Raw genomic sequence first — 22,924 nt, 5'->3', positions numbered from 1 at the left:
CTCCCTTTCCCTTCTGCCATATTCATGGCCACATTGGAATATTGTTGTCCGTCCATAAACATCCCATCCATCACCAAAACAGGTGTAATCCAGTTGAAGATCAGAACAAGTGCCAGAAGGATTAATAAAGTTCGGGACTGTGAACTACTCATGTTGTAAATATAGGCTTTGTTATGCCTAATAAATACACTATTTTTAATTCAATGTTTAAGTATCCGCTTCTGGTCATAGCTATCCTGATGTTCCGCATTTCCGGTTCATCACAGAATCTGGTGCCTAATCCTTCTTTCGAAATCTATTCGCAATGTCCAACTTCCGATAATCAAATTGACCGTGCTGTTCCCTGGATGGATGTAACGCCGACTTCAGATTATTACAATTGTAATTATGAAGCAGAGAGTCAATGTCCGCATGGAAGAACAGGGAACGGATATGCCGGCGTTTCGGTGTATCGTCCTTCATGGTCGGTTCCCTACCGCGAATACATTGGAACATTTCTCACTTCCCCTTTAATTGCAGGTACGGAATATTATTGTGAGTTCTGGGTAAAACTGGAATGTGATAAATGTTGGGCGAGTGATGCATTAGGTGCCTGGTTTACCAATGGAATTCCTCCTGATCCACCGGGTGTTCAAATGTTGTTTAATACGGTACCACAAATTCTCAATCAGCAATACCGTATGCTGGATCAACGTTCCGACTGGATGAAAATCTGCGGGACATTTGTAGCCAACGGCGGTGAAAATTTTATTACGATTGGATCATTTAAAGACGATAACTATTCCACCTTTGTGCAACTGAGCGGATGTCCGTATCAAAATTACGGCGTGCATTGGTCCTATTACCTCATCGATGATGTAGAGCTTGTTCCATATGATACGACCATGGTGGTAGATTGCATCGACAGCGCCTATTCAAATCCCAACCCCGGCGGTGGAAATGGAACACCGGTTACGCCTTATCCCGACTACAGCATCGATCACGAATGTGACATCTGGATTCCCAATACCCTTTCGCCTAATGCAGACGGATTAAATGATGCGTTTTCCATTTCTACCGACACCTTGGAATACTGGAGTATTTTTATCTATAACCGATGGGGAGAAACTGTTTTTTCGGGGAATTCGAAAATAATATCGGGTTGGAATGGGAAAAACGACAAAGGTGAGCCGCTTGTGCAAGGCACTTATTTTTATTTGATTTTATCACCCAACGAGAAGTGCTACAAGAAGGGAATAATTACTCTTTTCGAATAATCAGAACCGGATTCCGATAACGCAAACATCATCGTTTTGTTCCAGATCACCTTTCCAGCGTTCAAATTCACGGTTGAGATTTTCTGCCAACTGATTCATTGATTCATTTCGGTTCTTCAATAACATTTCACGAAAGCTGGAGGCCTTTAATTTTTTCGACTTATCTCCACCAAACTGATCCTGGAATCCATCTGAAAACAAGAAAATCATATCGCCACGATTCAGCTCAATGCGATGCGATTGAAAGGGTTTGTCAACATGATATTTCCCAATAGGTTGCTTATCCGCTTTTATTTCCTCCACTTCACTGGCGGCGTTTCGGATAATCCACAAAGGATTATTAGCTCCTGCCCAACGTGCAATAACGCGATCGTTTTGTTTTTCTTCAATAACCAACAATGAAATATCCATTCCGTCCTTCACTTCTTCGGAGGACTTACTGAATTCTTCAATTACAATTTCTCTGGTGCGGTTTAAAATTTCTGCCGGATCTGTAAATCCGAATTCACGAACAGAACGGTTTAATGCATTATTGCAAACAACACTCACCATTGCACCTGGAACTCCGTGTCCAGTACAATCACAAGCCGCAATCATGGCATTATTTATCTTCGGTTCGAACCAATAAAAATCGCCGGCAACGATATCTTTTGGTTTATATAATACAAAGGAATCCGGAAAAGCTTCATTGATCGTTTCTAGTGGAGGAAGAATGGCCGACTGAATACGTTTTGCATAGGTGATGGAATCCGTAATTTCTTTGTTCTTAACCTCAACCATTTTCTTTTGCTCTTCAATAATTTTATTCTGTAAACGAGAAACACGCAAACGGTTTACAATAAATAATGCAAAAGCCACAACGAGGGCGAGTCCACCATAAAGAAACAACTCCTGCGTTCTGCTCGCTTTTAATTCTGCTTTCTGCGCAACAATTTCTGCATCTTTAACTTTCTGCTCTTCCACATTGCGTACACTATCAGCCGCATGTTGTTTATCGTATTCGTATTTAAATTTTTGCTCAATAATGGCTTTTTTGTTTTCCTCACTCTCAATGGTATCACGCGTTGCGATATACAATTCGAACATTTCGAGCGCTTGTTTATAGTCACCAATTTTTTTGTAGCTCGACCATAAAGCCTGTGAAGCATCCCGCACTTCGAGATTCAGTTCAAATTCCTGCGCGAGTTGCAATGCGGAACGACTGTACTGAATGGACTTTTTATAATCGCCACGCTGTGCGGCAACGATTCCCAAATTATTTTTTGCACCGGGAATTGAAATAGAGTTTCCGGTTTCCTCACTTAAGGCGAGGGAATTCCTGTAACAAATTTCGGCTGTATCGAGGTTACCCTGGAACCGAAAAATATTTCCCATGTTATTTAGTGCAATGGCAATACCTTGTTTATCGCCCAATTTCTCATGGTAATCCAAATCGATCCGGTAATATTTTAATGCTTCTTTATAATTCCCCAGATCAGAATAAATACTTCCGTAATAATTATAAATTAAACCTAGTCCCTGCAGATTCCCCAGCTCTGTATTTAAATCAATTCCCTTTTTAAAATATTCCTTTGCCTTTTCGTATTCTCTTTGTTCGTAGTAAACAATTCCGATGTTGGTGTTCGATACCGCCATATTCGAACGGTCTTTCAGGCGTTCCGACACCACTAATCCCGCTGTATAATTTTCAATGGCTTTCGAATAATTTCCCTGATTGTGATAGACAATTCCAATATTGGTTAAGGTAGACGCAATTCCTTTTTGATTATCGGTTTTCCGGTAAAGCTCCAAACCCCGGTCAAAATATTGCAATGCTTTTTCAGGTTTACCAAGATCGCTGTACACCAAAGCAATATTGTTTAACTCACTGGCAATTCCCTTGTTGTTTTTGGTCTGCTCGTAAATAGCTAAAGCCTTCTCAAATTCTTCGATGGCTTTGGATATATCGCCTTTAACCGCATTGGCTATTCCGATAATGTTTATGGCATTGGCTTTTTCATTGGGTAATCGGCGTTTTTCACAAAAACGAATGGCTTCTTCTGCAAAATAAATGGCACTATCCGGTTCTGAAAATAAATACGTCTTGTGCAGGTATTCGGAATAGGCCTTTACACGAAGTGAATCTGCCACTTTCGGATTTTTCCACACCAGGAACAAACTATCTTTTTGTCCGAAACTCCATAATGGAACGAACAGCATCACGAAAAGGACCCATACGCTGAAATTTTTTATTCGGAAAAAAAGGTGTGCGACTTTCACAAAGGAGATCTTCTGATTAAAAATAATTATTCATCTCCACTTATCGAATCAATGTGACATTCCCTTTTTGGAAATATTCATCACCGCCTTCACAGGTGGCTTCTACGTACCAAACAAATACAGCAGGATCGCAATCTCTGTCTTTAAACTTTCCATCCCATCCTATGCTTTGATTCGTTGTTTCAAACACCAATTCTCCCCAGCGATCGAATACTCGGAATAATAACTTGGTGATGTTGTTTCCACGCACAAACAATAAATCATTTTCACCATCGCCATTCGGGGTAAATGCATTGGGGACATAAATATTCGGTTCGCCGCACACAAATTCGAGCACTTTTACCATCACCGTATCGGTGAGCGAGCAGCCATTGTTAGAAACCGTAACGGTATAAATGGTGGTGACATCCGGCGTGGCTGTTGGGTGCTGAATATTCGGGTTATCTAAGGTAGAAGATGGCGACCAGCTATAGGTGTAGCCATTGGGACTTGCATGCAATACGGTGCTTTGTCCGATCATTATCGTGTAATCATCGGCAGTAGCATTGAGTAATCCGGTGGGCGGACCACTTACGGGTATAAATGTTGAATCGGAAACCGTGCATCCCTGCAGTGTTGTCCCTGTAACCGTAATCCAGTTATTATAATCGGGACTCACCAAAACCGTATTGGTACCATCGCCGGAAATAATTAAAGAATCGGGTCCCCAATTAAAATTCAAAGGATCTTGTGGCGTGTTATTGGTCACCGAAATAAATGCAGAATCGCCCGTGCATAATCCGGCAATAGAACTTATCGTAATATCCAATTGCGGTATATGAACAATAACCGTATCGGTATACGAGCACCAGGTATTGGATACATTTACAAAGAAGGTGGTGTCGCCGGAAATATTCACCAATAAGGTACTATCGGTAGAAGGCGAATTGAGTGTATCGGTAAAATTTCCGTTGCTCGACCAGAAATAATTGTTGACCGTTCCGAAACTGGTTGCAGTAAGCACCACGGGTGATGGAGAACAAATGACGGAATCGGTGGCCGATAATTGCAATGGAGGATAAACCGTAATCACTTTTTCGGCAGTATCCAACAAGAGGCAAATGGAATCCTGCACCACCAGATAAACGGTATAGGTACCGGCGGTATCGAAGGTGACAATCGGATCCGGATTAGTTGATGTGGTATCTCCATTTCCAAAATCCCACACGTAGGAGGAATACAATGGACTGGTATTATCGAAATGAATCGTTAGCGGTGCGCAACCTTCCAATTGATCCGTTACGAAATCTGCAACCGGTTCAATTTCGAAGTCGAATTTAAACACGCCGTTATTGCAAAAACTTGAATTGTTTACCTGACTCCATGCTCCGGGTGTAGTTGGAAAATCATCATTCCCCCAGCATCCTGCGCAAACGGATTGGTACACGATTCCATCCTGCGAAAAGCGACTCGTTCCGCCGTCCACATGCTCATGCGAAAGTGGTCCGCCAAAATACGTTGCATACAAAAGCGATCCGATGTTGCGTGAAAATACAATGAGGTAAAAATTAAATCCATCACCATTGGTGGGCTGAAAAGCATTTGCAGTGGTAGGCATTCCATTCAATGGAACCGCTTGTAAAATATTGGCACCCCAACCGGAAACATATACATTTCCGCATACATCCACCATAAATGCAGCAGGAGAAATATTGATGTTATTGTTTCCATTTCCAAATGTGGTGGAATACTGAATTGCTGTAAGGTTATGATCGAATTTGGTAACGAATTGTCCGCTATTGGCATTGGTATATCCTACATTTACAACCGGGAATGAAGATGTACCGAGGGTCTGACCAACCACATAAACATCTTTGTAACGATCGATCTCCAGGAAATAAGTCTGGTCATAATTATTAGTCCCCAAATATGTTCCTGCCAAAATAGATGTACCCGATGGTGAAATGGTAACCAGGTATCCATCTGCTTTACCTCCGGGAGCCGTTGGCGAATAGGTTCCAACCGTGGTAGGAAAATTAGTTGATGAAGTTCCGCCGCAAACGTAGGTTACGAAATTGGTATCGACCTTAATCGAATACGCAGCGTCTTTGTTACTTCCACCCAAAAAGGTACTCCATTGCAAGGATGTAAGATTCGGATCGAATTTAAAAATTGCTGCATCCTGATCGCCATTGAGTGTGTTTTGAATGGCATTGGCCGTTGGAAAATTGGAAGATTTCGTTACGCTCGCAACATAGCAATTTCCATTTCTATCTACCATAATTTCTCCGCGAAACTGGTCGCCATAATTTTTTTGCAGGGAATCGTAAAGACTCGTGTTATTGTTGCAATTGATTCCATCGTTGGCAGATCCTCCAATATAGGTGGAGGCTAAAAGAGCGGTGCCGTCGAAATTAAATTTCGTTACGTATAAATCGGTTCCCGAATTAAACAAGGTTCCATTTTGCGGAAAATACACATAAGATCCTCCATTAAAGGTATTATCAAATGCGCCGGGCGTAGTAGGAAAATCGCTGGATGAAGTAACCCCCATTAAAAACAATTCATCATTGGCATTACAAATAAGTGAATGCACAGTTTCCGCTCCTTGCGTTCCATCTCCACCTCCGAGATAGGTGCTATACACCAGTGATGTGCCATTGGGAGAATATTTGGTAATAACCACATCGGTTATACCGGAAGTGGATCCGTTTACATTCGGACTCGTCATATAAGCTCCCAAGGTAACCGGGTAACCTACATCGAATGCAGTTCCTCCCGTAAATAAATTTCCCTGCGAAGAATAGGTAGCCGTCATTCCGAAATTATCTGCAAAACTTCCGGATGAACTTCCAAATATTAAAACAGGATCGATGATTAATGTCTGTGTATGATCATATCCCTTGGGGAAATGGTAGGTAATTTTATTTCCTTCTAATTTAAATTCTACCGGTACATTTTTCTTTTTCCCATTCACCATCTGCCAGGCAACAGGTGCTTGTTCTGTAATGTCGATCACATCCGTGTGAATCTCTAAATTCCCCTTTACCAATTTTAAATTTTCCAGTCCAATGTACTCCTGCACAATCATCCCTGCATCGGCACCGGGTGATACCTGGAAGTCGTATTTCAGTCGACCCTCACTCGTATAAACGGACATGTCGATACCGGGATAGAGTCCTTTGTAATTCACCTTTTCATAGGCATGTACTTTGGAGGCCCAGCGAGCCGGATTATTTCCGCGGTAGTAATTGTAATATTCCGGACTTTGTTCTTCGGAAGACAGTTGTGCATTTCCGGCTCCGATAAAATTCACTTTATAGGCATGTCCCTTATAAATCAATTCCTCTGCCTTTACATCAGCCCCCATGTGCGCCTTCGCCAGTATGGAATTATCCATAAAATGAAAGGTAAAGGCTTTGTCCTCCAAAATCAGATTTCCATGATTGATTTTCCCCTGATAACGGGCGGCAGGATGGAATTGTCCCCTATTCGGAATAAAGCGGCAATAGCTACCCTCTCCATCGTGAGCCATCACGGAAGTGCCTGAAAACAATAGCAAAAGGAAAAGGGAAAAGAATCTCATTAGGGTAAATATAACAAAAATTATCTGAATAAAAGACGAAATAAAGAAGGGAGGAGATGCATGCAGAAGGACTTATTTTCAGGGGCTTTCAACCTATCAACATTTCTCCAAAAATTGTTCAAAACCGCAATCGTTTTTTTTCTTCCTTTTCACTCTTCGCTTTCTATATTTGCCCCCATGAAATACCAAGTGAAACCATCAGCTCTCCTCGTTCTTCAGGATGGTACCGTTTTCCAGGGCAAAGCCTGTGGCGTTATTGGCACCACAACCGGTGAAATCGCATTCAATACGGGAATGACCGGCTATCAGGAAATTTTTACCGACCCTTCGTATCTCGGTCAGATTTTAGTAATGGCCAGTACGCACATCGGAAACTATGGGGTTCACAAGGATGAAGTAGAATCTGAGGGAGTTAAAATTTCAGGACTCGTTTGTAAAAAATTCTCTCCGAATTATTCACGTCCCTCCGGCGAAAGTTCCCTGCAAACCTATTTCGAACGCGACAACATTGTAGGTATTTGCGAAATCGACACGCGCGCATTGGTACGCCACATCCGCAATGCGGGAGCGATGAATGCCATTATCTCTTCGGAAATTCTGGATGTAGAGGTGTTAAAAGAAAAATTGAAGTCGGTTCCTTCCATGGACGGACTCGAACTTTCTTCGCGGGTTTCCACAACAACAGCATATACTGCCGGTGATGCCAATGCTCCTTATAAAGTAGCGCTTTTGGATATCGGTGTAAAGAAAAATATAGTTCGTTGCTTAACCGAGCGCGGATGTTATGTAAAGGTATTTCCAATGACCGCTTCATTGGAAGAAATGAAAGCCTTTGAACCCGACGGTTTCATGTTGAGTAATGGTCCCGGAGATCCCTCTGCCATGCCCGACACCATTGAAAAAGTAAAATCGATTGTAGCTTCTGGCATTCCTGTATTTGGAATTTGTTTGGGTCACCAGGTGATGGCCTTATCGCAAGGACTCAGCACCAAAAAAATGCATAATGGTCACCGCGGTATCAACCACCCCATCAAAAATCTGATTACCGGAAAATCTGAAATCACTTCACAAAACCACGGATTTGTGGTGAATATGGAAGAAGCAAAAAAACGGGAGGATATTGAAGTGACGCATATTCATTTGAATGATGGCACACTTGCAGGATTGCGGTTAAAAGGCAAGCCTGTATTCTCCGTACAATACCATCCGGAAGCATCACCCGGACCACTGGATGCGCGCTACCTTTTTGATGATTTTGTAAGTAACATAAAAACCTATGTTGCAGCAAAACAAAAAGTGAGTTAACAGATAAACACCATTTTTACGCGTTTCATTTTTTTCAATTCATATTTTAATCCCAACACATGAGCACCATTGCGCAAATTGAAGCCCGACAAATTCTCGATTCGAGAGGGAATCCCACAGTAGAAGTTGATGTAATCACCACCAATGGTGTATTAGGAAGAGCCGCTGTTCCATCCGGTGCATCAACCGGAGCACACGAAGCCGTTGAATTGCGCGATGGAGATAAGAAAGTTTACATGGGTAAAGGCGTTACAAAAGCCGTTCAAAATGTAAATGATTCCATCAATAAAGAATTGCAGGGATTACCGGTGTTCAATCAAAATATCATTGACCGATTACTGATTCAACTTGACGGTTCTCCAAATAAAGCCAATCTCGGTGCGAATGCCATTTTAGGTGTTTCACTCGCCTGCGCAAAAGCAGCAGCACAAGAAGCCGGTTTACCGCTTTTCCGTTACGTAGGCGGAGTAAATGCATGTACCTTACCCATTCCATTAATGAACATCCTCAACGGAGGTGCGCATGCCGATAATAAAATAGACATTCAGGAATTTATGGTGATGCCGGTTGGTGCAGAAAGTTTCAGTGATGCCTTACGTATGGGAACCGAAATTTTCCATCACCTTAAAGCTGTGCTTAAAAAAGCAGGACATAGCACCAATGTTGGTGACGAAGGTGGTTTTGCTCCCAACTTAAGTTCGAATGAAGAAGCCATTGAAACCGTTTTGAAAGCCATTGAAACTGCAGGTTACAAACCGGGAGAAGATATTCTGATTGCTTTGGATGCCGCATCGACTGAATTCTACAATCCGGAGAAAAAATTATACTTGTTCGAATCCACCGGCAAGCAATACACCAGCGATGAAATGGTGAACTACTGGACGGAATGGTCGAAAAAATATCCGATTGCCTCTATCGAAGACGGAATGGCAGAGGACGATTGGGATGGTTGGAAAAAACTGACCGATTCAATTGGTAGTCACGTTCAATTAGTAGGCGATGATTTATTTGTAACCAACACCCAACGTTTAGCGCAGGGAATTGAAAAAGGTGTAGCTAATTCTATTCTTGTAAAAGTGAATCAGATTGGGACATTAACTGAAACCGTAGAAGCCGTTGAACTTGCAAAAAATTGGTCATACACTTCCATTATGTCGCACCGCTCCGGTGAAACAGAAGACACAACCATTGCAGATCTTGCCGTGGCATTGAATTGTGGCCAGATTAAAACCGGTTCTGCTTCACGCTCCGACCGGATTGCAAAATACAATCAGTTACTTCGTATTGAAGAATTGTTAGGTCCATCTGCTATTTACCCTGGAAAAAATTTCCGTTACAGCAGATAATAAACCAATAAAAAAATAAAAAGGGGATTTCAATTTGAAATCCCCTTTTCGTTTTGTTCTATCCGGTCCTCTCTCAACCGGAATCAAACCCTGTATTAATGCATGCGAACGATACGCATGGTTTTTATTTCGTTGTCGATTTGAATGCTCAGGAACAATACACCACTTGCATCGGAAAAATGACGATCATTTAAACGAATATCATTTTGTCCGGAAAGCAAACTGATGTTTTGAACTGATAACTCTCTTCCTATCGCATCCTGAACACGAACAATGGCATTGCTGTTTTTATCTGCGATAATCCGTAATGTAGTTTCGTTGTTGAATGGATTAGGAAAAACAGAAACCTGAAGTGCAATGATATCTGCTTCATTTAATCCTAAACTATTAAACACGAATACAGCAGATGAATTGGAGCAACCAAACTGATCCGTGATTTCTACTGAATAATTACCATTGGAAGTAGCCGTATAGCTTTGTGCATTGGCACCACCAATCGAGCTTCCGTTTAAATACCATTGGTAACTGTTAGCAGAAGTTGATGTCAATACATTCATGTTAGCTGTAATTACCGGCATTGAAGGAAGCGGGTGAACAGTAACCGAAATCTGATCGCTTGCGGTACAGCAATTATTATCTGTTCCTGTTACGGTATAACTCTGCGTTGCAGAAGGAGTATAGGGGAGTCCGTTAGTAACACCATTATCCCAGGAATATGAAACCGCACCGGATCCGTTAAACACAACCGATTCTCCTTCACAAATTTCGATGGAACTTACAGAAGCCGTTACCTGGGGTGCGGGAATTACTTGCAGTGTTACGTATGCACTATCGCTGCATCCATTCGCATCTGTTCCTAAAACACCTACCGTAGTTGTGGTTAAAGCCGTAAAGGATTGTCCATCTATAATTCCATTATCCCAGGTATAAGTCAGTGCTCCACTTCCTGTAAATACAGTAGAGAAGTTTTCGCAAACAGGATTAATACTTGCAGAAGCCATTACCGATGGAAGTGAATTCACCGTTACATCAACACTTGCTGTTGCAGAGCAATTGTTTACATCGGTTCCTGTTACCTGATACGTTGCAGTTGCCATTGGAGTGAAGTAATTTCCTTCGGTTACTCCATTATCCCAGGTGTAGGACTGCGCTCCTGAACCGGTAAATTGTACTGAATCTCCAATACAAATAGATGCATCACTTACATTGGCCACTACTGTTGGTAATGTAAAAACTGTTATCGTTTGTACAGCGCTGGTATCGGTACAACCATAGGTGTTGGATGTCACTTTTACGGCATAATCTCCGGCAGCATCAATGTTAATGGTTGCTGAAGTTTCTCCTGAAAGAGCAACATTGTTTTGTAACCATTGAATGGTGTGACCCGCACTGTTGGCAAGTGTAAGATCAACCGATTCTCCACTGCAAAAACTTGTAGAAGAAGCAGCGTTGATGGTCATAGGTAAAGTCGCCTCGCAGGTTTGTACCTGATAAATGGAAAGTGTACTAGATATTTCGTTTGCGAGAATGACTAAATCATTTCCATTGGGCGATTGCGACGCGGGAATAAAAATAATTCCTTCAGCACCTAAATCAGGACCACTTCCATTTCCTGTACGGTTGTTCATATAGGTGACAAACTGCGGTGATGTTGGATTATCGATATTAAACACCATTACACCACCGATACGTTCCAATCCAAGGAAAAGGTATTGATGTCCATTTACCGATCCAACAGTTACACCTTCAGGTTCCGGACCTTTATCATCACTTCTGTCCTTCACCACAGCAGCACCGCTGTTCGATGCATTAAAGAATGCGGAATACAATGGGTGATTCAATGAAATTTGTTCAAGATCGTCACCGGAATCATAAACCATTGCACCGGTATTTCCATTCCAAATACTAAAAGAGCGAGCGCCGTAGCAATAGATTTCATCTAAATCACCATCATTATCAATATCACCATTAGCAGTGGTGATGTTTAAGCGACCAGCCAGATAATTTTTCTTTAAATCCGATGCATAAGGGAAAACAGTCGGATCAAGATTGGCAGATGAAATACGAACTTCTTCGCTATATCCGGTATAAGCACGGGAGTCACCTTCGTTGGCGGTGATGAAATAATTTGTTCCTCCCACCGAAAATTGTGCAATCGCATCCGGCATATAGAATCCTTTAATCGGCCAGTTGGATAAATTAGCGGCAGCGGATTGATTCGAAATATCCATACGGTTATTGATCAGTGAATGATCTTTTGTACCTAAAGGGAAAATGCCGGTGATAGTTTTTGTAACAAGATCGATTTTGACTACTGCATTATTTTCCTGTAAAGTGATCCATGCCGACTGATCATCTTCGGACACCGCAACATATTCCGGCTCCAAATCCTGCGATGCGCTGGCACCCGGACCAAAAATCCTAATCCCTTGCGAACGCAATAAAGCTTCTTGTCCGTTAAAGGCCGTAAAATTGATAAACGTAACACTCGACTGATCTACCGCTGCGATTCCCGCACTTAAATCTACCGTGGTAATGGATCCATTCGGATCAACGGTATAAGCAGCATTTGGTTCTCCTTCGTTGGCAGTAATCACCATGGTGCCTGCGTGATTAAACGTAATCATATCGGGCATTGCTCCAACGCGAACTTTCTTGATAAAAGTTCCTGCAGCATCAAAAAACACTACCCAACCGGAATCTTGCGGATTAATATCTTCTACAGCAGCAGCAACCAATCCATTTTTTACTGCTACACTATTTATATTTCCATAGGGAGTTATATCCACCGAATTGATAAGAACAGGAGCTGAAGGATTTGAAAAATTAACGATGTCCAGTTTTTTACCAACCGAATTCGCAATAAATAAACGTTGAGTGCCTGGATCGTGATAAACAATTTCTGCAGAATTTGTTCCTGCAACTCCATTTGAAAATGAATGAAGCAAGGTTAATACCAATTCATTATTTGCAACAGGCGCTGCATTATCGTTATCGCGGATATATAAAGCGTGTAAATTATTTGAACCTGCAACTGCATTTTGAAAACCGTTCATTTGCACCACAACAAATTCATCCGATTCAACAAGGGCATCGTCGGTAATAGCTATGGTAAAGGGAACATTTCCTGAAGTATTTGCAGGGATGGTCAATGTAAAATTTGAAATGGAATAATCGGCAGGACGACTCGCACTGGAAAGTGTTTTAACTGTAAAATCGATGTACGAAGGACTCGCATTTGAATTGCTTACCGCAACATTTATTGTAGCAGTAGCTGCATTTTCATTTACAGTTTGATTAGTTACGGTAAACGATACGGTGGCAGGAGTTAATGATGCGCTTAATGTAATACCTGTTGTACCATCGGATATGGCGCCGGTTGACCATGAACGAATCGTGCTAAAATTTCCGGTCGATAAATCGTATGTTCCATTTGCAAAAACAGCAACACCCGATGCAGGATCAGGTGCAAAAAAGCTGGTGCTTTGCAGTTTTCCTCCGGCATATAAATCATTTACCGGAAGTTGATAACCATCCAATCCACCATTCACCACGGCAGTTCCTCCGCCTGTTCCAAAAAAAACAGCATCTACAGGAACAGTAGAAGAGGTGATGGAACTCACCGGTAAATTGAATACCGCAATTCCATCCGCATTTGCACCACCATTACCAATAACACCCGAAGCATTCGCATTGCCCAGACCATCACCAGCTGTGGTGGCAGTATTAATCACTCTCAATTTTGTACCGGTAATCGCCATCTGATCACCTCCTACATAAACTATACTTCCTGATGTAACCGTACCGGAGTTGATTTGAAAGGCATAGGAAATTCCTGCACCTGCAATCCATCCATTGGCATTTGCTGTTCCATTATTACATACAATAACAGAGTAAGGTGTAACACTAAAATCGATGTTTCGTGTTGCAACTAATTCTACATATTCAAATGGAGAATCGGTTCCTGCAGGATTGGCAAGAAATTCTGAAATAACAAGACCGGGACCCTGTGCCACTACCGGAACACCGTAGAGGAGTCCGCACACAAAGCCTAAGCGTTGTTTCAATTTTTTAAAAGTTCGTTTCATTTCACGTATTATTTGGTTGACGCAAAATTGGAACGATACTCTTAACTGGATGGTGAATTTGTTTTACTTCTAGTTTAAAAAGTAAAACTCAAAACGAATTCAGCGTTTAGAAATTGGAAGTAAAAGACACCGGATATTTTACCGGAATTTCATTATAGTCCGAAATAACTTATGATTTTATCGGCCAGGAATGATGATAATTTAACGTAGGATTCAAATGTCCACCCCGCAATGTGTGGTGTTAACACAACTTTATCGGATTGTATCAGAAATTTAAACGGTTCCGGAAATTCTGAAGCATCAATTTTCTCGAACGATGAATGTTCGTACTCCAAAACATCTAAGGCCGCTCCCCGTATTTTTCCGGATTTTAATCCCTCCACCAGCGCTGCCGTATTTACATTTTTTCCACGTGCAGTGTTAATCAGATAAAATGATTTTTTACATGAACGGATAAAGGTATCGTTCACATAATAATGTGTTTCTTCGGTTAAAGGTAAATGCAGACTGATAATATCGCTTTCTTCCTTTAGTTGATCCAGCGAAACTTCTTCGATGGTGGAAGTTGCAAATCCGCTTTTATATTTATCGTGTACTAAAATGCGGCAATCGAATCCGGTTAGTTTTTTCGCAAAAGCGCTTCCCATATTTCCGAATCCGATAATCCCCACCGTTTTTCCTGACAACTCATAACCTCTGTTACCCTCACGATCCCAAATTCCTTGCCGAACCTGCTGATCGGCACGCAAAAGGTGGTTAAACAAACTTAGAAGCATAGCAATGGCTTGTTCTCCTACTCCATCTCTGTTTCCTTCGGGAGAATTAAAACAAACGATACCGCGCTGCTTGCAATAATCCAAATCAATATTCTCCATCCCTGCACCGGAACGCGCAATAAATTTTAATTGAACGGCCTTGCTTAAAAACTGACGATCCATTTTTATTCTGCTACGAATCACAATCCCGTCGTAACTTCCGATTAACTGCTCCAGTTCGGGTTGACTCGTACTCGTATGCATCACACATTTCACTCCCTTCGCTTCGAGACGCTCTTTTAAAACAGGATGAACCGTATCGATGAAGCAAACTTTCATAATCAGAAATACAATAGATGTCCCATTAAAAAGTAAATAAACACACCAAGGATATCGTTGGTGGTTGTAATAAAGGGACCCGTTGCCAATGCAGGATCTACTTTATATTTATTTAAGGCCAGCGGAACAAAAGTTCCGAATACAGCGGCAAAACAAATAACGGTTAACAAAGCAATACTAACCGTAAGTGCAAGATTCAGGGAATCCTGCATTAAAATATTATATCCAAGAATAACCGAAGCGCAAATTAATCCGTTGATTAAACCAACAACTAATTCCTTAAGTAATCGTCCCGCCATTCCCTGCATTTCAACTTCGCCATTGGCTAAACCCTGCACAACGATAGCTGAGGATTGAATTCCAACGTTTCCTCCCATGGCAGCAATGAGTGGAATAAACAAGGCCATTTCCGGATGAATCTGAATTTCTCCTTCGTAATTACCAATGACCATCGAACCTAAAATTCCACCCATCATGGCTATGATTAACCAGGGCAAACGCGCACGGGAAATTACCCACACGGTATCGGACGATTCAACTTTTTCAGATAAACCGGAAGCTAACTGATAATCGCGTTCAGCTTCTTCTTTAATCACATCCACCACATCATCGATGGTAATTCTCCCTAACAATACATTATTGTCATCCACCACCGGCAGAACCACCAAATCGTATTTTTCCATCAGGCGAGCGGCTTCTTCGGTGGACTGAATCGCTTTAGCGTATCGGGCATTGGGTGTATATAACTCGCCAATGGTTTGTTTTGGACTCGCTACCAATAATGATTTTAAAGAAAGTAATCCGAGTAACTTATCGGAATCGTCCACCACATAAATGGTGTACACATGTTCTACTTCCTGTGCTTGTTTTCGCAGTGCAACTATACAACGATCTACCGGCCAGTTGATGTTTGCTTTTACAAACTCACGCGCCATCAGTGCACCTGCTGTTCCCTCTTCATAATGAAGCAGCGCTTCAATATCGCTTACCTGCTCCTTATCTTCTATTTGAGAAATTACTTCACGCTGTTTCTCCTCTGGTAATTCACCCACCACATCCGCCGCATCATCCGAATCCATTTCCTCGATATGCGCGGCAATTTCTTTGGTGGTAAGCGACTCTAATAAATCTTCACGAACATCATCATCCAGCTCCACCAGAGTATCGGCAGCTTGTTCGTTTTCGAGCAGACGAAAAACATATTTCCCGTCGTCGGTTTCCAGCTCATTGATGATTTCGGCAATATCCACCCCATCGAGGTCCTTTAACCGCGATAAAATAAAGCCATCATTTCCATTAGAAATGGCCTCACCTAATTGCTCTATTAACTCACGGGTGATGGGAGATTGCATAGCACAAAGATAGGACTTGCAATCGTAAAATCGGAGCAGGCTTGTTAAATTAGAATGAAATCAGTTTCTAATTGGGAAATCGCTCTCAGTAAGGGGAACTATTTCGGATCTAAAAAATTGGTCAATTCCACAAATTGTTCTACGCTTAAGCGTTCGGGACGTAAATCCAGATAGGGGTGTTCCTTTTTATCGGGATTAAGCTGCTTCACCGAATTCCGAATGGTTTTTCGTCGCTGGTTAAATGCAGTCTTTACTACGCGGACAAACAACTTTTCATCGCATCCCAATTGTTGGGTATCATTCCGTTGTAAACGAATTACAGCCGATTTTACTTTAGGTGGTGGTGTAAAAACATTTTCGTGCACCGTAAATAAATATTCAACGCGATAAAAAGCCTGGGTAAGAACAGAAATGATCCCATAGGTTTTTGTCCCCGGTTTTTCCGCAATCCGTTCTGCCATTTCCTTCTGAAACATGCCAACCATTTCGGGGACAAGATTTTTATGCTCAATAATTTTAAACACTATCTGCGATGAAATATTATAAGGGAAATTTCCGGCAATGGCCACCGGTTCCGAAAACAATTCATTCAAATCCAAACGCAAAAAATCGCGAAAATGAATCCGGTCCTTTAATTGGGGATAATGTTCCTTGAGGTATTCTACTGATTCAATGTCTACCTCAATCACCGATGTTTCAAATTCCTTTTTCTGCAATAAAAACTGGGTAAGTGCTCCGGTACCGGGACCCACCTCCAGTACTTTTTTATAATTCCCATAGAGGGTTAAGGAATCGGCAATCTTAGCCGCAATGTTTTTATCGTGCAGAAAATGCTGCCCCAGATGTTTTTTCGGTCGAACCATTGCTCAAAAATACACTTATTGAACGCAGAAAAACCATTTCTTGTCGATATTCCCAACCGTTCATCCCAAAATAATACCATGTAGGCAGAAAATCGGTAGTTTTATCACTTGAAAGTCCTTCCCATTAAACCAAAGGACCATTTAGCCGTCTAAATCAACATGCAGTCCAATTCATCTTTCAGCCGCTTTTTTTTCATGATGCTCTTGTTTTCTTTCATCACCCCGGTGATGGCACAGGAAACTTATTCGGTAAGCGGAACGGTAATTGACAAAATCAGCGGAACACCTTTACCGGGTGCTAATATTTTATTGGTTCACGCACGCGACAGTTCTATTCGCAAAGGAACCATTACCGACGGAAACGGAAAATTCACCATTGAAAATGTCCGCCGAGGTCGCTATATACTTAAAGCTTCATTTATTGGCTATGCCACCCTGGTGAAGGACTCTGTATTTACCTTTTCGGATGTAAATGTGGGTACCCTTGCACTTGATGTTGCTTCAACCGAATTAAGTGATGTTACCGTTGAAGAACGCATTGTACGGGTAGAAATTAAAGGCGACACCACACAATTTAATGCCGCTGCCTATAAAGTGAATCCGGATGCCACTGCAGAAGACCTGGTGAAAAAAATGCCCGGTGTTACCCAAGAGAACGGCACCATGAAAGTGAATGGCGAAGATGTGAAACGCGTATTGGTGAATGGTCGTCCCTATTTCGGCGATGACCCGAATGCAGCACTGAAAAATCTTCCTGCGAATATGGTCGACAAAGTCCAGGTTTTCGATCAGCAAAGCGACCAGGCCGCCTTTACCGGATTTAACGACGGATCAGGAACACGTACCATAAACATCATCACTAATCAAGCCATTGGCGATGGAAGTTTCGGAAAGTATTATGCTGCTGCAGGGAGCAATGAAGAAATGGAAGATCTGCTTTACAATGCAGGCTTCAGTTTAAATTATTTTAAAGGCAACCGAAAACTTTCATTTGTTGGAATGAGTAACAACATCAACCAACAAAATTTTTCTACTGAAGATTTATTAGGCATTAACAGCAGTTCTTCAGGTGGCGGCGGAGGAAGAGGTGGACCCGGAGGAGGACGAGGTGGTCCCGGTGGCGGTTACGGCGGTTACGGACAGAGCAGTAATTTTTTGTCCGGAAACCAAAACGGTGTGGCTACCACTCATTCATTAGGAATAAACTTTACCAATAATATTTTTAAAAAAGGAAAATTCACGGGAAGTTATTTCGGGAATTACACCGATCGTTTACAACTCACAGAACTCAACAGGAACTTTATTTATTCTTCCGATTCTCTTCTGAATTATTTAGAAAACAGTTCCACCACCAATCTCACCTGGAATCACCGAGTGAATCTACGTCTGGATTTACCCCTGGATAGCACTTCCGTATTATCGTGGAATCCAAAGGGAAGTTTTCAGCAAACATCCAATGATGCGAGCGTACTCGGAAATAATTACCGTGCAGAAAATATTGTTGAATCCTTTATGCAAAATCTGAATGGAACCAGCATGGAGGGTTACACCTTTAACAATAACATTACTTATCGTAAGCGACTAAAGAAAAAAGGCAGAACCATTTCGGCAGAGTGGACCACCGACATCAATAACAAAAGTGGAAATGGTTACCTGAATTCTACCAACCGCTATTATTTTTCTACCGATAGTTTAATTGTACTTGATCAGGTAAACGACCAGAATAGCACATCACACAATGAAGGAGTAAACATTACCTATACCGAACCGGCAGGTAAGTTCGGTCAACTTCAATTCACCTACAATCCGAATTTCACATGGAGTACGGCAGAAAAAACAACCTTGAGTTACGATTCAACCGTATCGGATCATACCATTCTGGATACTGCTTTAACCAGCAAATTTGCAACACAGTATTTTGCACAAAAAGGTGGCATAACCTATCGGTATAACAAAGGCGATAATTTTAATTACCAGGTAACGTTAAACGGACAATACGCTACACTTACTTCCGATCAAACCTATCCGGTGGCGTTTAATGTGGACAAAGATTTTCTCTCAGTTTTGCCTACGGTGTCGATGTATTATGCCTTTAACAAGCAAAGCAATATCCGGCTCAATTACCGGACTTCTACCGACGCACCAACGGCGAGTCAGTTGCAAAATGTAATCGACAACACCAACACCCTTTTACTTAAAGGCGGAAATCCGGATTTAGTTCAATCCTACACGCATCGTTTATTCGGACGCTGGATGAAATCGAACGTGGAAGAAGGCACCAGTATTTTCTGGATGATGTTCGGAAGTTTAACGCAAAATTACATTGGTAATTCAGCCTTCATTGCAGAAAGCGACACCTTACTTAACGGAAATGTATTATTAAAAAAAGGCGCTCAATACAATCGCTATGTCAATCTCAGCGGCAATCAGCAATTACGCACCTACTTTAGCTGGGGATTCCCGATGGCGCCTTTAAAAAGTAATGCAAATCTGAATTTAGGAATCAATTACCTCCGGACTCCCGGTATGGTAAACGACCAAAAAAATCTTGCTTCGAGTTACACCTATACAGCAGGATTTACACTCGCTTCCAACTTCTCCGAAAAAATCGATTTCTCATTTGGCTTTAACGGAAATTACGCAGTGGTAAATAATACTTTACAAACCAATTCCGACAACAATTATTATATCCAGAACACCACCGGAAAAATAAACTGGTTGTTTGGTAAAGGATTTGTTTTTGCAACCGATGTAACACACAGTATGTATCGGGGATTGGAAAAAGAATACAATCGCGATTTTGTTTTGTGGAATGCAGGCTTCGGATATAAATTTTTGAAGGATCGTCTGCTCGATGTTCGGATTATCGCATACGATTTACTGAATCAAAACAACAGCATTAATCGTACGGTTACCGAAACGTATATTGAAGACACCCGCAATAATGTGATGAACCGCTATTTTCAATTGCAGATCACATATACGTTCCGCAATTTCAAAAAGCAATCGGCCACCGATCAAAAACCGCAGGGACAATATCCGGGTCAATACGGCGGACCACCACCGCATCAGCATTAATGCGCTTCTTAGTTTTTATCGTGATGCACCACTTCTAATAAAGTGCGAAAGGCGACGAATTTACCTTTGTATTTTTCTGTGTGCTCGGCACGTAAAGCAGGAGCAAACGTTTCTTCGTACTGCTGAAAAGTAGGCATGTCCTTACACAAATACTGAACAGAATAAGACGTCCCCCCTTCCGATTCTGCCAAAATCTTACAAATTTTATTTTCTATAAACATCCCGGTACGCAATACATCCGGAATATGAACTTCTTTCATCCACTTCAACCATTCCTGCTCCACATCGTGATCGATGTTTACGGTTACATTGTAAAGTATCATTGACAATTTGTTTAATTAATTTTTTCTCCGCGAAGTGTACGGAATCGTTTTCGGGCTTCTACTACATAGAGACTTCCCGGATGGTCGAACATGAGTTTTTTATACAACTCGGCCGCTTTTTCGGGTTGATTAAAATAATACTGCTCCAGTTCCGCCATTCGGAAAAGGGCATCATCCCCTAATATATCCTGCGAAAAATTATCGATAATAAATTGTAATTCTTCAGCAGCATGTTCGTAATCGCGTTGCTGCATAAACATTCTGTAACGAAGAAAACGCGATTCATCGGCTAGTCCATGCCACGGAAATTTTCCGTTGAGCGTATCCAGTTTTTTTAAAGCTTCATCAAAACGATTCTGATAAACCAGCAAATCTGCTTCTGCATAAAGCTTCATAGCATCGGGCAAGGAATCCATTCCCAGATTATCGGTAATCAACAGCGACAATTGCATGGCGTCGTTGGAAATAAGTTTAGAGGTCGATGCTTTCAATACATCCAACTGTGCCTGTGCCCAGGAAAAATCTCCGGTATAAAACGAAATTTTTGCATTGCGCAATTTGGCTTCATGCCCGATTGGCTCATGCTTAAATGCTTTCTCCACTTGCGAATAATACAATGATGCATCCCAAATATTTCCCTGCATCAGTAAAACATCTGCCATTTCTAATTTAATCTCGGCCTCCGTCATTAATGAAATTCCCGGGAGATTAAGTGCTTCGTATAATAAGGTAATTGCAGCCTGACTATCGTGCAAGTGATAGGCTTTCACTTTAGCCAGACCACGGATTAATCCCACAGTAGAAGAACTTTTTCCCAGTTCAAGTAAGGTTTCATTGTACAATTTCTCAAGTGTAAGCAAATCGTTTTGATCGTAAATTCTGCGGTCCAGCACTTTTCTGGAAAGTACATCCACCATTTCAATTTTTGCTTCGAGGTAATAGGGACTCGACTTCCCTTTTTCGGTGATGATATAATCGAAGCATTTCGCAGCCAAATCATAATCTTCATTTGATTTACAAAGCCGGCCAAAATCCAGCAATTCGTAACCATCCTTTTTTTGTCGTTTATCAATCGCCTTAATCTGATTAAATGCAGAAGCTAAATCTCCCTTTTGCTGAAAAAACCAAATAAGCAATTCGGTGTAAGATGAATTATCCGGATGTTTTTGAATTCGTTTTAATAAAGCGACACGCAATACTTCGATGCGGGGATTTTCGGGATCTTCGAAATTAACGGCAAATGAAAGCTGGTTTTCTACATTGGTAATATTGTTCGGATTATCATCAATCAGTGATAAATACTCCTCTACCATTTGTTCGGTTAATCCTTTCATGTTGTAGAGTTCCGCTTTTTGCATTCTGTATTTAAGCACTCCACCTGTAAGGCGATCTCCTTTTTCATAAGCCGCCAATGCATAATCCAATTCTCCTTTATCGCGAAAAGCGTTAGCGAGATTTTGCACCTGTTGTGTTTCGGCTGTTAAATCTTTTATGGCGTTATCGAATTCCTTTTTTGCTTTTGCCGGATCATCCTGCACTTTATACAATTCCCCGAGGTCGACATAATACTTCAGATTCCCCGGATTTTTCCGTTGTTGTTTACGGATTATTTTTTCGGCGTCCTTGTATTGCTTTAATTCAATCAGGCATTTTACGTAGTAATTGTAGTAGAAATCGGCCTGATTTTTATTGTACAGTTTTTCGTAATAAAGTACTGCCTTATCGTATTCGCCGGCCTGAAAATACTGCACGGCCAATTGTTGGTCATTGGAAGGTTGTGCCATTGCGAAGAATGGACACAGAATCAAAATAAGCAGCAGTATCTTTTTCATTTTTTCGATTCAAGCACCTGCTCCTGACGAGCAATTACCTCAAGAACGAGAGGATGCAGCGAATCGTATGTTTGAAATGCCCATTCTATGTTCAAGCGGTAACTTTCATACGAACCAAGCAAGGATTGGGTTGCCAGTTTCTCATCAATAAAATACTTTTTTCCCAGCTCCTTTTCAAAGCGACTGTTTTTCAAGTCCTCCGTAAGCGTGGATAATTGTTTTTTACTGTAAGCGATTTCCGACCATAACTTCCCTCTTTCCGCTCTCGATTTGCCATCGATTTTGCGTAATGATTTGTAGGTGGTAATCATACGCGCTTCTTTCATGTTCACCGTGTCGGTAGTATACACCTCTTTTATGCGGTTGATGTTATTACTGGCCTCAATGCTGATTTCGCGAAGGCGATTGGTATCTACAGCTTTAAATGCTTCTTCCATTTTGGTTACGGCTGTAGACAAACTATCGAGTTGGGCAATTTCAGCGCTGTAATCGATGCCTCCGCAAGAGGGAAACATGAGGTAGACAAAAAGGACGAATACGTTAAATACTGCAGTTTTTTTCAT

The 22,924-nt window shown here is 41.5% G+C and carries 13 protein-coding genes; 4 read left to right on the top strand and 9 right to left on the bottom strand.

Going from position 1 to position 22,924, the window contains the following annotated elements:
• The first annotated feature begins 203 nt into the window (after window positions 1-203).
• The gene (locus tag K1X56_03085) at window positions 204-1,256 is read left to right on the top strand and encodes a gliding motility-associated C-terminal domain-containing protein (GenBank protein ID MBX7093681.1); all 1,053 of its coding nucleotides are present in this window, start codon (window positions 204-206) and stop codon (window positions 1,254-1,256) included.
• On the opposite strand, the gene K1X56_03080 is transcribed toward K1X56_03085, so the two are convergent.
• Window positions 1,257-3,455: a tetratricopeptide repeat protein gene (locus K1X56_03080; protein ID MBX7093680.1), complete on the bottom strand. Its 2,199-nt coding sequence runs from the start codon at window positions 3,453-3,455 to the stop codon at window positions 1,257-1,259.
• A gap of 100 nt (window positions 3,456-3,555) precedes the next feature.
• Window positions 3,556-7,080: a gliding motility-associated C-terminal domain-containing protein gene (locus K1X56_03075; GenBank protein ID MBX7093679.1), complete on the bottom strand. Its 3,525-nt coding sequence runs from the start codon at window positions 7,078-7,080 to the stop codon at window positions 3,556-3,558.
• Window positions 7,081-7,257: 177 nt separating this feature from the next.
• On the opposite strand from K1X56_03075, the gene carA reads away from it, so the two are divergent.
• Together carA and eno are read left to right on the top strand one after the other, a co-directional pair.
• Window positions 7,258-8,385, top strand: a complete 1,128-nt coding sequence (carA, locus tag K1X56_03070; GenBank protein MBX7093678.1) for a glutamine-hydrolyzing carbamoyl-phosphate synthase small subunit — start codon at window positions 7,258-7,260, stop codon at window positions 8,383-8,385.
• A gap of 59 nt (window positions 8,386-8,444) precedes the next feature.
• Window positions 8,445-9,731 carry a phosphopyruvate hydratase gene (gene eno / locus K1X56_03065; GenBank protein ID MBX7093677.1) on the top strand — a complete coding sequence of 429 codons (1,287 nt, stop codon included), beginning with the start codon at window positions 8,445-8,447 and terminating at the stop codon, window positions 9,729-9,731.
• A gap of 95 nt (window positions 9,732-9,826) precedes the next feature.
• On the opposite strand, the gene K1X56_03060 is transcribed toward eno, so the two are convergent.
• The 4 genes from K1X56_03060 to rsmA form a co-directional block, all read right to left on the bottom strand.
• Window positions 9,827-13,819, bottom strand: coding sequence for a choice-of-anchor I family protein (locus K1X56_03060; GenBank protein ID MBX7093676.1), 3,993 nt, complete (start codon window positions 13,817-13,819; stop codon window positions 9,827-9,829).
• Window positions 13,820-13,971: 152 nt separating this feature from the next.
• Complete coding sequence (locus K1X56_03055; protein ID MBX7093675.1) at window positions 13,972-14,913, bottom strand: hydroxyacid dehydrogenase; 942 nt, start codon at window positions 14,911-14,913, stop codon at window positions 13,972-13,974.
• Between the two features lie 2 nt (window positions 14,914-14,915).
• Entirely contained in the window at window positions 14,916-16,265 is a 1,350-nt protein-coding gene (gene mgtE, locus K1X56_03050; GenBank protein MBX7093674.1) for a magnesium transporter, read from the bottom strand.
• Between the two features lie 98 nt (window positions 16,266-16,363).
• Window positions 16,364-17,128 carry a 16S rRNA (adenine(1518)-N(6)/adenine(1519)-N(6))-dimethyltransferase RsmA gene (rsmA, locus tag K1X56_03045; GenBank protein MBX7093673.1) on the bottom strand — a complete coding sequence of 255 codons (765 nt, stop codon included), beginning with the start codon at window positions 17,126-17,128 and terminating at the stop codon, window positions 16,364-16,366.
• Between the two features lie 195 nt (window positions 17,129-17,323).
• Between rsmA and K1X56_03040 the strand changes: the two genes are divergently transcribed.
• The gene (locus K1X56_03040) at window positions 17,324-20,206 is read left to right on the top strand and encodes an outer membrane beta-barrel protein (GenBank protein ID MBX7093672.1); all 2,883 of its coding nucleotides are present in this window, start codon (window positions 17,324-17,326) and stop codon (window positions 20,204-20,206) included.
• 8 nt (window positions 20,207-20,214) lie between these two features.
• Here the strand turns inward: K1X56_03040 and K1X56_03035 are convergent, their stop codons facing one another.
• From K1X56_03035 to K1X56_03025, 3 genes are read right to left on the bottom strand one after another with little or no spacing between them, the layout of a single operon-like run.
• Window positions 20,215-20,529, bottom strand: coding sequence for a DUF4286 family protein (locus K1X56_03035; protein MBX7093671.1), 315 nt, complete (start codon window positions 20,527-20,529; stop codon window positions 20,215-20,217).
• Between the two features lie 11 nt (window positions 20,530-20,540).
• Window positions 20,541-22,361: a tetratricopeptide repeat protein gene (locus K1X56_03030; protein MBX7093670.1), complete on the bottom strand. Its 1,821-nt coding sequence runs from the start codon at window positions 22,359-22,361 to the stop codon at window positions 20,541-20,543.
• A complete protein-coding gene (locus tag K1X56_03025) occupies window positions 22,358-22,924 on the bottom strand; it encodes a hypothetical protein (protein ID MBX7093669.1) in 567 nt (188 codons plus the stop codon). Before K1X56_03025 ends, K1X56_03030 begins: the two co-directional genes overlap by 4 nt.

The organism is Flavobacteriales bacterium (genome assembly GCA_019694795.1).
GTDB lineage: Bacteria > Bacteroidota > Bacteroidia > Flavobacteriales_D > UBA2798 > UBA2798.
This window is presented reverse-complemented; position numbering and strand designations above follow the sequence as displayed.